The sequence below is a fragment of the Nocardiopsis coralliicola genome, assembly GCF_054779695.1.
In genome coordinates, this window is record NZ_BAAGXT010000049.1 from 1 (window position 1) to 13,758 (window position 13,758).

Below are 13,758 nucleotides of genomic sequence, written 5' to 3' on the forward strand. Positions count from 1 at the left end.
CCGCGTTCGACGCCGCCCGCGCCGTCCTGCCCGCTGCGGACGGCGCCGGCCCTGCCGCCGGCCGCCCAGCGGATCCGCCGCCGAGCGGCCACCTGCGCCCGGCCCTGCTCGGCAACCGGGGCCTCGCGCTGCTGCAGCGCGGCAGCGCATCGGCCGCGCTGGACGACCTGCACCGGGCCAGCGCCCAGGCCGCGGCCGCCGGGCTGAGCCTGCTGCACGCGGCGCTCCTGCAGAACACCGGGTGCGCGTGGGCACAGCGCGGCGCCGTCGACCGCGCCCTGGACTGCTTCGACGCGTCGGAAGCGCGAGCGCGGCGGCAGGGGCGCCAGGCCGGCGCGCTCGCCGTCGACCGGGCGGATGCCCTGCTCGCAGCGGGGCTGCCGGATGAGGCTGCCGGGCAGCTGCAGCGCGCCTCCGCGCTGCCGCTCGTCGGCGTGGAGCGGGCCGCGCACCTGCTGCTCAACGCCAAGCACCGGCTCGCGCAGGGCGACGGTGCCGCAGCCCGCGAGCTGGCGCGCCGCGCGCTGCACGGTGCGCCCCGCGGCTCGGCATGGGCCGGGCTCGCCCGCCACCTGGAGTGGGCATCGCAGCATGCGCCGGGGAGCGCGGCGCGCCGCATCGCCGTGACGGCCCCGCTGTGGGGGCACCGCTCCGAGCCGGTGCGGCGCAGGCGCCGGGCCGTCCGGGCCGCGTCGGCGGGCGACCACGCACGGGCGCGCCTGCTGCTCTCCGGCGGCCGGCCGCCCCAGCACCTGGAGGTGTCTGCGGCCCACCCGGACCGGGATGTCGCGGGCGCTGCACTCGCGCGGGCCCTGCGGGACGGCCGCGGCGCCGATGCGCTGGAGTGGGCGGTCCTCGCCGCGGGGCCGGGCCAGAACGGCGGCGCCTGCACCGAGCGGCGCTGGCACAGCACCCTCGCCCGGTTGCGGTCCGGGCGTGCCGCACCGCTCTCGGCGCAGGTGCACCAGTGCCGTCCTGCGGCGCCCGCCGGGCATGCACCGCAGGCGGCGACCGCTGACCGGTTGGCAGCCTGGTCGGCCGAGGGCGCGGTGGCGGCATTCCTCGATGCCGGCGGCACCCGCGCGGCGGTGACCGTCGTGGACGGCCGGGTGCGGGTGCACCCCCTTCCCCCGCGCGAGGAGGTCGGCGGCGCCGTCGATGCGCTTGCGTTCTGCTTGAGTGAGGCCGCCCTGCAGGGCCGCCGGGCGCCGCAGCGCCCAGCGGAGCGGGTCGACCGCCTGCTGCTGGGACCGGTCGCCGACGCGGTGGGCGGCCGCCCGCTCCTCGTCCTGCCGGGCGGCGGGCTGTCCGGACTTCCCTGGGGCGTACTGCCCTCGCTGGAGGGCCGCGCCGTGAGCGTGCTGTCCGGCCCGGCCGCCGGCCCGGCGCCCGCAGCGGGCGGCGCGCCGATGCTGGTGAGCGGCCCCGGCCTCCCGGGGGCCGCGGACGAGGTCGCGCGGATCGCGGCGGCGCTGCCCGGCGCCGTGGCGCTGACCGGCGCCGCCGCACGCACCGGCGCGGTGCTGGAAGCCCTGCCGCGGGTGGCCGTCGTCCATCTGGCGGGGCACGGCGCGGTTCCGCCCGGCGCACCGATGCTGTCCGCGGTGCAGCTGGCAGACGGCCCGCTGACGGCCTACGACGTCGAACTGCTGCCGCGCGCCCCGCGGGTGGCAGTGCTCTCCTCGTGCTGGACGGGCCCGGGGGCCGCGCCGTCCGGAACCCCGCTGGGCCTGCCCGCGGCGCTGCTCGCCCGGGGCAGCCGGGCGGTGGTCGCCGCACCGGTCCCGCTCCCCGACGCGGCGACCACCGGCCCGATGCTGGCCTTCCACGCCGCGCTCGCCGCTGGGGTTCCCGCGCCGCGCGCCGTCGCCGACCACCTCGCCCACCTGGGATTCTGCTGCTACGTCCGCGCCCCCGCCTGACCGCGGTGGGCCCCGACCCGCGGGGCGGGGCCCACCCTCCCGGCGCATTGCATCCCACCTCCGGCACCCTCGGCGCGCGGGCTTCCGGCACGGTTCCGCCGGCCCCGGAACCCGCGGGTTCCGCCGAGCGGGTGCACAGCCGGCGCCGGCGGGGGGGCCTGGGCGGCGATCCGCTCTCTCCCGCAGAGCTGGGCGGTAGTCAGAGCCTCTCCCGCAGACCGGCTGCCGGGGCGATCGGGCCGGCAGGCGCGAGGAGGGCAGCGCAGCAGCGCTGGGAGTCTCCCGGGGGCCGGGGCCGCCCCCAGGCCGGGGGCGACCTGCGCCCCTCTCCCCGGCCTCAGTACCGCCGCCCGCACCGCACGTACCGCAGCGGCATCCCTCGCAGGAACGCCTCCCGCGGCCGCACTGCCGCGGAGCGTCCCGGCCGTGCACCTGCGGCGCGAGGAAGCAGCGCCCGCTCACCGCAGGCACGGAGGCGAATGGCCTGGCCGGGCGACCTGCGCGGCCGCAGCGCCGATGAGCGGCCGCGCCGGTGCGGCAGGCACCGAGGCCGGCGGCCTCCCCGGCTCAACGGGCGCAGGGGGCGAGTGGCGGCTCGGTGCGGGGCAGAGGCGCGCCCGTGCGGTGGGCCGTCCCCGCGGCGCGGGGTGCGGGCGCGCCCCTGCGGGGCCTGGCGGCAGCAGCCGTCACCAGCCGCGGGCGCGCCATTCGGGCAGGCTGGGGCGTTCGGCGCCGAGGGTGGTGTCCTTGCCGTGGCCGGGGTAGACCCAGGTGTCGTCGGCGAGCTCACCGAACAGGCGCTGCTCCACGTCGTCCAGCAGGGAGCGGAACGCCGCGGTGTCCGGCGTCTTGCCGACGCCGCCCGGGAAGAGGCTGTCTCCGGTGAACAGGTGCACCGCTCCGGCCGGGTCGTCGTAGCGCAGCGCGATCGAGCCGGGGGTGTGGCCGCGCAGGTGGATGACTCCCAGGCCGGTGCTGCCCAGCGGGATCCGGCCGCCGTGCTCGACGGAGTCGTCCACCGAGACCGGAAGCTCCCCCGCGTCGTCGGGGTGGGCCACGGTGCGCGCACCGGTGGTTCCGACGACCTCCGCCAGCGCCTGCCAGTGGTCGCCGTGCCGGTGGGTGGTGACCACCCGGGTGATGCCTCCGTCGCCGACCAGTTCGAGGAGGCGGTCGGCCTCGGCGGCGGCGTCGATCAGCACCGCGTCGCCGGTCCGCTTGCAGCGCAGCAGGTAGGCGTTGTTCTCCATGGGGCCGACGGAGAGCTTGGTGATGGTGATGTCGGTCAGCTCGCGTGTGTCCGCGGGTCCGCCGACCCGCGTATCTCCTGAGTAGCTCACGCCCCCCATTACAGCACCCACCGCGGCGGGCGCTTCGCCAGGAAGGCGGCACGCCCCTCGGCGGCCTCGGCGCCGGCGAAGTAGTGCGCGGACAGGGCTGCCATCTGCGCCGTCCGCTCGGCCCGCTCGGCCGCGGTCGCGGACGCCAGCAGCTGCTTGGTCCCGGCCACCGCCCCGGGCGCAGCCGAGCGCAGGCTCTCCAGGACGGCGCCGACTGCGCCGTCCACTCCGCCTGCCGGGACGGCCTCGGTCAGCAGCCCGGTGGCGGCCGCGGTGCGGCCGTCGAACTCCTCGCCGGTGAGGAGATAGCGGGTGGCGGCCCGGTCCGCCATCCGGGTCCGGACCGGGACCGAGATGGTGGCGGGGACGACGCCGACCCGCACCTCGCTGAAGGCGAAGCGGGTGTCTTCCTCGGCGATCGCGATGTCGGCGGCCGCGGCCAGCCCGAGCCCGCCGGCCCGCGCGGTGCCGTTGAGCCGCGCCACGACCGGCTTGGGGGCGTCCATGATCTGCGCGAACAGGTCGGCCATTCCGGGTGCGGCAGCGTACTCGGGTGCGACGGCCGCCTGCGCCGCGGCCTCGGTGAGGTCGGCGCCGGCGCAGAACACCGGCCCGGCGCCGGTCAGCACGACGGCGCGGACCGCGCTGTCGCCCGACGCTGCGGCCAGCGCAGCGGCGAGTTCGGTGCGCAACCGGGCGGACAGGGCATTGCGGTTGCGCGGGGAGTCGAGGACGACGGTGGCGATGCCCCGGTGGGTGGTGCTGCGCACCAGCGGGGCGGTGTCGGTATCGGGCACAGGGGTCCTTCGGGGGCAGCGTCAGCGGGAGCGGAGGGCGTGGAGGGCGCCGTCGGCGTGCGCGTTCATGCGGATCTCGCTGCTGATGGACGCCAGCACGGCGCGGTCCGCGCCGATGACGAAGGTGGTGCGCCGGGTGGGGGCGAGCGCCGCCAGCCCAGGCAGGGTGCGCCGCACGCCGTAGCGGCGCGCCACGGTGCCGTCGGTGTCGGAGAGCAGCGGGTAGCCGAGTCCGTTGGCGGTGTCGAACTCGGCCTGCCGGTCGACGCTGTCCGGGCTGATGCCGGCGCAGTGCGCGCCGAGCTCCGCGAACTCGGCGGCGAGGTCGCGGAAGTGGCAGCTCTCCGCGGTGCAGCCGGACGTCATCGCCGCCGGGTAGAAGAACAGCACGAGCGGCCCGCCGGCGAGGAACCCGCCGAGCGTGCGGATCTCCCCGTTCTGGTCGGGCAGCGCGAAATCCGGTGCTTGGTCGCCGATGTCCACGGTGCAACGGTATGCCACGCCCCGCGGTCCGGCACGGCCGACCCGCCCGACGCACGGCAGCCGCCCTCTCCCCGGCGGCCTCTCACCGCCGCCTCTGCCGCTGCCCCGGCCCGTCAGTCGCGCGCGGCGCGGAGGAGGGGGATGCGGAGTTCGGCCGGCGTGAGCGAGCCGTGCTGGCCGGCGAGGGAGCTCTCGAAGGGCTCGGAGCGGGTGGCGACGAGCGCGGCGGAGCCCCGCGCGAGGGCGACGACGTCGCCGATCCGCGGGCGGACGCGGTCGTCGACCGGACCGAAGTAGCCGGCCGCGATCGCCTCGTCGCGCAGGAGCACGTCGGCGTGGCCGGCGAGCCGTTCGGACCAGGCGGCGCGCACATCGGCGGCGGCGCCGGCGGCGGTGTAGACCTGGCGCATGCGCGCCTCGCCGGCGCGCACCCGCACGCCCTCCTGGAGTGCGGGCTCGGCGTCGAGGTCGATGCGGAGCGCCGGGTCGATGTCGACCATGCCGTGGTCGGCAGTGACGTAGAGCGCGGAGCCGGGCGGCAGCAGCGCGGCGAGCCGCTCGGCGAGCCGGTCGACCATGCCCAGGTGGGTGCGCCAGTGTTCGGAGCCGGCGCCGAACAGGTGGCCGTAGGAGTCGAGGTCGGAGTGGTAGGCCACGACGTAGGAGCGGTCTGCCGCGGCGAGTGCCTGTGCCGCGTGCACGGCGACGTCGGTGGCGCTCTCGGCACCGACGTGCCGGCCGCCGCGTGCCCAGGCGCGGTTGAGCCCGCTGCCCTCGAACGCGGCCGGGCCGACGTAGGCGGCGGCGACGCCGGCGCGTTCCGCCCGCTCGTAGGCGGTGGCGCAGGGCTGCCACTCTTCGGGATCGACGGACGGGTCCCAGGTGAGCTGGTTGAGCACGAGGCCGCTGCCGGGCACCGCCACCTTGAAGCCCACGATGCCGTGGTGGCCGGGCTCCGTCCCGGTGCCGAGGCTGGTCAGGCTGGTGGCGGTGGTCGTCGGGAACGAGGCGGTGATCGGCCCTCCGGCGCCCCCCTCGCCGGGGAGCAGCGACGCCAGGAAGGGCGCATGCCGGCGCGCCGCAAGGAGCTGCTCCCAGCCGAGCCCGTCGACCAGCAGCACACAGGCCCGCCGCGCCGGCGGAAGGCCGAGCACGTTCGGCTCTCCGGGTACGCCGAGCGAGGCCAGGACGGACGGCGCCACGTCGGTCAGCGCACCGGCGCCGTACCGCGGCTCTTCGAACCCTCCCAGGCCGGGAACGGCGCTGCCATCGGCGGTCATGGGGCCTCCTGCGGTCGCGTGCGGGCCGTGCGGCCGTCCCAGGGAACCAGGCCCTCCCCCGCCAGACAAGCCGCTCGCCGGCCGCGCCGCCCCGCCCAGCCACCGCTCCCGCACAACCGCCCGCTCGCTGGCCCGGCTGGGCCGCGGTCCCCGCCGCGGCCGGCGGCCGCGTGTCGGCGCTCCCGGCACCGGAGTGCACTTCGCAAGCCCTGGCGTGCACCGGGGAAGGCGCATCTCCCCCGGTGGCTCACCAGCCGCGGGCCGCCCCGTCCGGGCGAGCGCCGGGCAGCCGCTCCGGAAACGGAGGCCTCGTCCGCCAGGAGCTGCGCGCGGGGCGGCGGAGCCGGGGGCTGCTGAGCACCGCCGACCTTCCCGGCGATGGGGCGGCCGGGGACCGCGCGGAAGCGACACTCGGGCGCGCCTCCGGGCCGGGGCGCCGACCGGGCCGGGTTCGGCGGTGGGCGGGCGCCTGCGGCGGGCGGGAAGGGGATGGCCGGCCCGCGGGGGCAGGGCGGGGCCCGGGGCGCGCCCCGTCCGGCTAGCGGGCGGTGGCGTCGGAGAGGACGTCGGCGAAGTCGACGAGGCCGGCGACGGCGTCGGGACCGTCGGCGGTCTGGCTGACGCGCAGGGTCAGCGGCTCAGCGGTGATCGATCCGGTGTAGCCGTGGTCGGCCTCACACGACTCGTCGGCGCAGCCCGCGGGCTCCAGGTCGACGTGGGCGACCGCGCCCCAGTTCACGTTCAGGCTGATGCTCAGGACCGCCTCGGCCGGCAGGGTGCCCGACACGTGGTTGGCCGGGTCGGCCACCACGCGGGTGAGCGCGACCGACTGGATGTTGCCGAGCCGGATCGCGTCGGTGGTGGTGGAGGCGTGCGGCCGGTCGCCGCTCTCCCCCGCCGGATGCTCGTCGGTGTGGCAGACGATCAGCCGGGTCGCGGTGAGCAGCAGCACCGTGATGTGCCGGCGCATCTCCATCGCCGGGTCGAACGTGGCCTCGTGGTGCACCACGAAAGCGTCGGCCGCCTCGCGGCCCAGGGCGGAGGCGACGGCATCGATCACGAGGCCCGGATAGTACCCGCTGCGCTCGATCTCCATGCGCCAGTCGGTGGACACGGCAGGCGTTTTCCTCATACTCCCATCCTGCCCTCTCCCAGCCGTGGATCGCACCCCGATCCCCCCCGGCCGGCGGGTAGCCCCCGCCCGGACCGGGTACAGGCGGGGGCATGGATGCAACAGCGCTCACGCAGACCGCCTCCTGGCCGGCGGCGCGTGTGCGGCCCGCGGGGACGTATCCGCCGCTGCCGCCCGAGCCGCCGATGCCGCCCGAACGGCCCGGGCCGCCAGGGCCGCCAGGGCCGCCGCACCCCGTCCCGCCGGAACCGCCGATGCCGGGGCCCGGCCCGATGCCCGGCCCCGAGCCGGGGCCCGGTCCCGGACCGGGGCCACTGCCACCCGACCCGGAGCCGCAGCCCGAGCCGGCCTGACCGCACCGGCCCGCAGCTCCGGCGGCCGCCCTAACCGGGCGCGTGCCCGTGCGGCCGGGGCACCGAGCGGCGCGTCAGAACGCGACACCGCGCAGCCGCCGCGGGCCCGAGTCGGGGCGGATCTCCGGCGGCGTGCGGAGCCACATCCGCGCGCCGAGCACGTGCGCGCCGTCGGCGTTGACCGTGACCGGGTCCAGGTCGACGTGGCCGACCTCGGGGAACGCGTCGGTGAGCCGCGACACGCGCACCAGCAGGTCCTGCAGCGCCTCGACGTCGGGCTGCTCGGCGAGTGACGTCGCCCCCGCGGGCAGCCCGAACAGCAGCGGCGACGCGCGCACGGCGTGCACCAGGTCGGCGGCGTCGGTGTTGGTCAGCGGCGCCAGCCGGAACGCCCGGTCATCGAGCAGCTCGGCGGTGACGTCGGCCAGCCCGAAGCCGACAACGGCGCCGAACGAGGGGTTGTCGCCGGCCCGCACCACCACCGGCACACCCGGCACCACCATGCGCTGCACGACGAGCATCGCGTCGCCGCCCAGCCGGTCGTGCAGCGCGGTGAACGCGCCCCGGACGTCGGCCGGGCTCCGCAGGTCGGCGCGGATCCCGGTGCCGCCGGCGCGCAGCCGCAGGTCGGGGGCGTTGGCTTTGACCACGACCGGGTAGCCGAGCTGCTCGGCGGCCCGCTCGGCCTCGGCGGCGGTGGCGACCGGCAGGTGCGGATGGACTTCGATGCCGTAGCAGGCGAGCAGGTCGCGGGTTGCCTCGGCCGGGATCGCCGTCTCTTCGCGGTGGACCGGCTCGGAGGTGAACCAGACGGGCCGCGCTTCCTCGCCGCCCCCCTCGTCCGGGCCGTCGCCGGCGCGCTCCGCCAGCGCGGCGTCGATGACGGCGCGCGCGGCCGCCCCGTCCACGTCGGCCAGCTCGGGGTGGCGGCCGGGGTCGCGGCGGCGCCACAGGGCGTACCGGGTGGCGTGGGCGAGGGCGCGCACCGCGTCTTCCGGCGCGAGGTAGGAGGGCACGGAGCCGCGCGCGGTGGTGCCGTCCGCGTGCACCTGGCGCAGCTCCTCGGGGAGCCCCTGGTGGCCGAGGTAGGTGGTGAGGATCGGCTTCTCCGAGGCCGCCGCGCGGGAGCGCACCACTGCGGCGACGTCGTCGGAGATGGGGATGAGGGCCGGAATGAACACGACGACGACCGAGTGCACCGCATCATCGGCGAGCGCCGCCGAAAGCGCCCGGTCGAAGTCCTCGGCGGTGGCGTTGGGACCGAGGTCGACCGGGTCGTGCGGCTTGAGTCCGTTGCGCACGGCCGCGTCCTTGACCAGCAGCCCCAGCGAGTCGGAGTTGCCGAGGATGGCCAGCCGCGGGCCGGCCGGCAGCGGCTGGTAGGCGAAGAGCTGCGCGGCGTCGAACATCTGGGTGATGTCGTCCACCCGCACCACGCCGGCCTGCTCGAACAGCGATGTCACCGCGTAGTCGGGCAGCGCGATCGGGCCGGCCGCGTGCCCGGAGGGGACGCCGCGCGAGGAGCCGCCGCTCTGCACGGCCACCACCGGCTTCTGCTGGGCGAGCCGGCGGGCCAGCCGGGTGAACTTGCGCGGGTTGCCGAGCGACTCCATGTACTGCAGGACGACCTCGGTGGCCGGGTCCTCCTGCCAGTACTGGATGAGGTCGTTGCCGGACACGTCGGCGCGGTTGCCGGCCGAGACGAAGGTGGACAGGCCGATGCCGCGCTCAGTGACCCGCTGCATGATGGCGCGGCCCAGCGCACCGGACTGCGAGAAGAAGCCGATCGGGCCCCGCGGCGCGGTGTGCGGCGACAGCGTGGCGTTGAGCGAGACCGCCGGGTCGGTGTTGGCGACGCCGAGGCCGTTCGGGCCGACCACGCGCATCCCCGCGGCGCGCGCGGTGCGCACCAGCTCCTCTTGGCGGGCCTTGCCCTCGGGGCCGACCTCACCGAAGCCGGAGCTGACCACGACCAGGCCGTGCACGCCCTTCGCGGCGCACTCCTGGACGACTTCGGTGACCATGTCCGCGCGGACGGCCACGACCGCCAGGTCGACCGCGTCGGGGATGTCGAGGACGCTGGGGTAGGCGCGGACGCCGGCGACGGCGTGCGCCTCCGGGTGCACCGGGTACACCGGCCCCTGGAAGTCGCCGGCGAGGAGGTTGCGCAGCGCGGTCTGGCCGATGGTGTGCGCGGTGCGGCTGGCGCCGATGACCGCGACGGAGGCGGGGAAGAGCAGCCGGGCGATGGAGCGCGATTCGGCGCGCTGCTCGCGGGCGCGCATGACCTCTTCGGAGTGGTCGGTGGGCTCCAGGTCGAGGGTGAGCCGGATGACCCCCTCGTCGAAGGTCTGCTCCGCGGTGTAGCCGGCCTCCCGGAACACGTTGATCATCCGCCGGTTCTCCGGCAGGACGTCGGCGATGAAGCGGCGCACGCCGCGCTCGCGGGCCGCGGCGCCGATGTGCTCCAGCAGCACCGACGCGAGGCCCCGGCCCTGGTGGGCGTCCTCCACGACGAACGCGACCTCGGCCTCGTCCGGGCTGATCTTGTCATAGCGGACCACCGCGACCATCACGCCGGAGATGGTGGCCACGAGCGCGACCCGCTCGTCGTAGTCGACGTGGGTGAAGCGCTGGACGTCGCGGTCGGACAGGCGCGGGTACGGGGCGAAGAACCGGTAGTAGATCGTCTCCGGGGACAGGCGCGCGTGGAAGGAGCGCAGCAGGTCCTCGTCCTCGGCGGCGATGGGCCGGATGTGCGCGGTCCCGCCGTCGGTGAGAACTACGTCGGCTTCCCAGTGGTTCGGGTATGGCTGCACGGTTTGAGCCTAGACGAGATCGGTGCGGCCGTGGGGGACGGGAGGGTCTGCGATGCGCGTCCGGAACCGGCTCCGGACGGACGGCGGCGGCGCCGTCCGCCCGTGACCGGACTGTGCCGCTTCGTTACCCGCCGTCCATCCCGGAACTGTTAACGTCTCTGGACACACGCTCGTCAGCCGGAACCGGACGGCCTCCCGGTCCGTTGACGCAGGGGTATCGGGACGCGCGCAGACTCTCCCCCTCACGGCGGGATCGCAAGGTGGTGGCAGACGCAATGGCACGAGTCGTCGTGATCGGTGATCTGATGACGGACTCCGTCGCGCGAGCGTACTACGCGCTCGCCCGCGGCAGTGATACGCCCGCATCGGTCATCACCTACGGCGGCGGGTCCGGTGCCAACGTCGCCGCGTGGCTCGCCATGGAGGGCACCGACACCACCTTCGTGGGGCGGCGCGGCTCCGACATCACCGGGCGCACCCGCGAGATGGAGCTGATGGGCTACGGGATCGACTCCCGCCTGGTCATGGACCCGGAGCGGCCCACCGGCACCTGCGTCGTGATGATCACCCACCGCGGCGACCGGACCATGCTCAGCGACCGCGGCGCCAACGCCCGGCTGCAGCCCGAGGACCTCCCGCGCGACGTGTTCGGCCCCGACGGCCACCTGCACCTCTCCGGCTACACCCTGATCCACGAGGACTCCCGGCGTGCGGCGCGGATGGCGCTGCGGATGGCCCGCGAGTCGGGCATGTCCATCTCGGTGGACGGCGGTTCGCACGCGCCGCTCAAGCGCGCGGGCGCGGAGAACTTCCTGGACTGGACCAACGGGGCCCGGCTGCTGTTCGCCAACCCCGGGCAGGCCGAGGTGCTGACCGGCCGGGACGACCCCGAAGCCGCCGCGAAGGTGCTCACCGCGTGGTTCCCGGCGGTCGTGGTGAAGCTCGGCGACGAGGGCGCGCTGTGGGCGGCGAAGGGCCGGGACGAGATCGTCCGGGTGCCCGCCGAGCCGGTGGAGCCCTCCCCCGGGTCGATCGGTGCGGGCGACGCGTTCATCGCCGGGTTCCTGCCGTCCTGGCTGTCCGGCAAGCACCCCAAGGACGCCCTGGCCCGTTCGCAGGCGCTGGCCGCCCGGGCCCTGCACCAGCCCGGTGCGCGCCCCGACCTCGGCAACTGAGCGCCGCACCGCGGTCTCGCCCGGCCGGCCGGTTCCCGGCCGGCCCCGGCGCGTGGAGCGGATCCGCTCCACGCGCTCGGCCGCGGCGGAGCCCCCGCCCGGCTCTGGACCGCCCCTGACCGGACCACCGCCTTACGAGGTGGCCGCCAGGGTCAGCGGGAGGACCCCCTGCGCCCCCGCCTCGCGCAGGCGCAGGGCGGCTACGGCGAGCGTCCACCCGGAGTCGGTGTAGTCGTCGACGAGGAGCACCGGGCCGTCCAGCTCTGCCAGGCCCCGGTGGATCTCGGGGCCGGCGGAGAAGGCGCCCCACACCGACGCGAGCCGCTGCGCGCTGTTGTGCCGGCGCGGGCCGACCGGCGCCTCCGCAGTGAGCGTGCCCACCGGCGCGAGCCGGCCGAGGCGGCAGAGCCGCTCGGCGAGGTCGGCGATCATCCGGGGCCGGGTCTGCGACGGCATCGCGACGACGCCCGCCGGGCGCTGCTCCCAAGGCCAGGCGGCGAGCACCTCCACCAGGGCCGTGAGGACCCGCTCGCCGACCGGCTCGTCGGGCGCGCCGTCGGCGAGCAGGCGGCGCAGCTCGGTGCCCCAGCCCAGGTCGGTGAGGCGGGCCAGCGCGCGCCCTTCGGCGGCCCGCAGCGGCTCGCGGATCTTGCCGGTGGCGGCGATGCCGAGCCGGTCCATGCCGGTCGGCCACTGGCGGCGCGGCGCGATCGGCACGCCCGGCCGGTCCAGCGCAGCGGCCGCGGCGCGGCGCCGCTCGGGATCGATGTCGGCGGACCGGTGCGCGCCGGTGCAGTTGTCGCAGCGGCCGCAGGGGACGGCGCCGGGGTCGTCCAGCTGGGCGCGGAGGAACTCCATCCGGCACCCGGTGGTGCCGGCGTAGTCGAGCATGGCCTGCTGCTCGCGCTCCCGGGCGCGGGCGACGGCGGCGTAGCGCTCGGTGTCGTAGGTCCACGGGGCGCCGGTGGACACCCACCCGCCGCGGGTGCGCTGCACCGCCCCGTCGACGTCGAGCACCTTGAGCATCTGCTCCAGCCGGGACCGGCCCAGGTCGACCAGGGTCTCCAGGCGGGGCAGTGACAGCGGCCCGCCGGCCTCCTCCAGCGCGCCGAGGGTGCGGCGGACGGTCTCCTCCGGCGGGAAGGACAGCCCGGCGAAGTAGGCCCAGATCTGCCGGTCCTCGCGGCCGGGCAGCAGCACCGCCTCGGCGGAGTCGGTGCCGCGGCCGGCGCGGCCCACCTGCTGGTAGTAGGAGATCGGCGACTGGGGCGCGCCCAGGTGCACGACGAAGCCCAGGTCGGGCTTGTCGAAGCCCATGCCGAGGGCGCTGGTGGCGACGAGCGCCTTGACCTTGTTGCCGAGCAGTTCGTCCTCGGCCCTGCGGCGCTCCTCGGGCTCGGTGCGGCCGGTGTAGGCGCGCACCTCGTATCCGCTTTCGGCGAGGAACGCCGCCGTCTCCTCGGCGGCGGACACGGTGAGCGTGTAGACGATGCCGGAGCCGGGCAGCTCGGCCAGCTGCTGGGCGAGCCAGCTCCACCGGGCGGAGCCGTCCGGCAGGTCGACGACCGACAGCCGCAGGCTCTCCCGGTCCAGGCCGCCGCGGAGCACGAGGGTCTCACCGCCGGCGTCGAGCTGCTCGGCGACGTCGGCGGTGACGCGCTCGTTGGCGGTGGCGGTGGTCGCGAGCACCGGGACGCCGGCCGGCAGCTCGCGCAGCAGCGTGCGGATGCGCCGGTAGTCGGGGCGGAAGTCGTGGCCCCAGTCGGAGACGCAGTGCGCCTCGTCGATGACGACGAGGCCGGCGTCGGCGGAGAGCCGCGGCAGCACGCGGTCCCGGAAGTCGGGGTTGTTCAGCCGCTCCGGGCTGACCAGGAGGACGTCCACGGAGCCGCTGCCGACCGCGTCGTAGATCTCCTCCCACTCGGTGAGGTTGGCGCTGTTGACGGTGCGCGCGCGGATGCCGGCCCGCTCGGCGGCGGCGATCTGGTTGCGCATCAGCGCCAGCAGCGGGGAGACGATCACCGTGGGGCCGGCGCCCTCGGCCCGGCGCAGCGCGGTGGCCACGAAGTAGACGGCCGACTTGCCCCAGCCGGTGCGCTGGACGACGAGGGCGCGGCGGCCTTCGGCGACCAGGGCGTGGATCGCGCGCCACTGGTCGTCGCGGAGGCGGGCGCCGTCGCCCGCGAGGGCGCGGAGGTGGCGTTCGGCCGACGCGCGCAGCGCGCTCGCCTCCGCGCCCGGGGCGGGGGCGGAGCCGGTGGCGCTGCCGGTGCCCCCGGGGGCACCGGGGGCGGCACCGGGGTCCGCGGGGGGAGAGGACTCTGCAGCCGCGGAGGCGGACGGGGCGTCGGAGGAGACCATGCCTCCTTGGTACCAGAGCGGGGCCGACCGCCCGCCCGGCATCGGCGCACCCTGTGGACAGCCCGGCGGGCACGCGGGCGGCCGGGCCGGGCGTGC

General features: G+C 76.7%; 9 protein-coding genes. 2 read left to right on the top strand and 7 right to left on the bottom strand.

Annotated features, from left to right (window positions below):
* The coding region (locus tag ACYVGT_RS24095; protein ID WP_460862637.1) for a CHAT domain-containing protein at window positions 1-1,922 on the top strand (1,922 nt) is incomplete at its 5' end.
* A 686-nt stretch (window positions 1,923-2,608) separates the two neighbouring features.
* On the opposite strand, the gene ACYVGT_RS24100 is transcribed toward ACYVGT_RS24095, so the two are convergent.
* The 6 genes from ACYVGT_RS24100 to ACYVGT_RS24125 form a co-directional block, all read right to left on the bottom strand.
* Window positions 2,609-3,262 (bottom strand): MBL fold metallo-hydrolase, encoded by a 654-nt coding sequence (locus ACYVGT_RS24100; protein WP_460862639.1) that lies wholly within the window; start codon window positions 3,260-3,262, stop codon window positions 2,609-2,611.
* Between the two features lie 8 nt (window positions 3,263-3,270).
* Window positions 3,271-4,059 (bottom strand): enoyl-CoA hydratase-related protein, encoded by a 789-nt coding sequence (locus tag ACYVGT_RS24105; RefSeq protein ID WP_460862642.1) that lies wholly within the window; start codon window positions 4,057-4,059, stop codon window positions 3,271-3,273.
* A gap of 21 nt (window positions 4,060-4,080) precedes the next feature.
* On the bottom strand, window positions 4,081-4,542 hold the full coding sequence (locus ACYVGT_RS24110; RefSeq protein ID WP_460862644.1) for a peroxiredoxin: 462 nt from the start codon (window positions 4,540-4,542) through the stop codon (window positions 4,081-4,083).
* A gap of 113 nt (window positions 4,543-4,655) precedes the next feature.
* The gene (locus ACYVGT_RS24115) at window positions 4,656-5,822 is read right to left on the bottom strand and encodes an alkaline phosphatase family protein (protein ID WP_460862646.1); all 1,167 of its coding nucleotides are present in this window, start codon (window positions 5,820-5,822) and stop codon (window positions 4,656-4,658) included.
* A 538-nt stretch (window positions 5,823-6,360) separates the two neighbouring features.
* On the bottom strand, window positions 6,361-6,936 hold the full coding sequence (locus tag ACYVGT_RS24120) for a DUF5998 family protein (RefSeq protein ID WP_460862702.1): 576 nt from the start codon (window positions 6,934-6,936) through the stop codon (window positions 6,361-6,363).
* 445 nt (window positions 6,937-7,381) lie between these two features.
* Entirely contained in the window at window positions 7,382-10,126 is a 2,745-nt protein-coding gene (locus tag ACYVGT_RS24125; protein ID WP_460862650.1) for a bifunctional acetate--CoA ligase family protein/GNAT family N-acetyltransferase, read from the bottom strand.
* 275 nt (window positions 10,127-10,401) lie between these two features.
* Here ACYVGT_RS24125 and ACYVGT_RS24130 point away from each other — a divergent pair, with 275 nt between their 5' ends.
* Entirely contained in the window at window positions 10,402-11,301 is a 900-nt protein-coding gene (locus tag ACYVGT_RS24130) for a carbohydrate kinase family protein (RefSeq protein WP_460862652.1), read from the top strand.
* Window positions 11,302-11,433: 132 nt separating this feature from the next.
* On the opposite strand, the gene ACYVGT_RS24135 is transcribed toward ACYVGT_RS24130, so the two are convergent.
* Window positions 11,434-13,662 carry a RecQ family ATP-dependent DNA helicase gene (locus ACYVGT_RS24135; protein ID WP_460862654.1) on the bottom strand — a complete coding sequence of 743 codons (2,229 nt, stop codon included), beginning with the start codon at window positions 13,660-13,662 and terminating at the stop codon, window positions 11,434-11,436.
* Window positions 13,663-13,758 lie beyond the last annotated feature (96 nt).

What these genes read in the sequence shown, in the direction of transcription:
- ACYVGT_RS24135 (WP_460862654.1), bottom strand. Translation starts at nt 13,662, where the DNA reads ATGGTCTCCTCCGACGCCCCGTCCGCCTCCGCGGCTGCAGAGTCCTCT.
- ACYVGT_RS24115 (WP_460862646.1), bottom strand. Translation starts at nt 5,822, where the DNA reads ATGACCGCCGATGGCAGCGCCGTTCCCGGCCTGGGAGGGTTCGAAGAG.
- ACYVGT_RS24130 (WP_460862652.1), top strand. Translation starts at nt 10,402, where the DNA reads ATGGCACGAGTCGTCGTGATCGGTGATCTGATGACGGACTCCGTCGCG.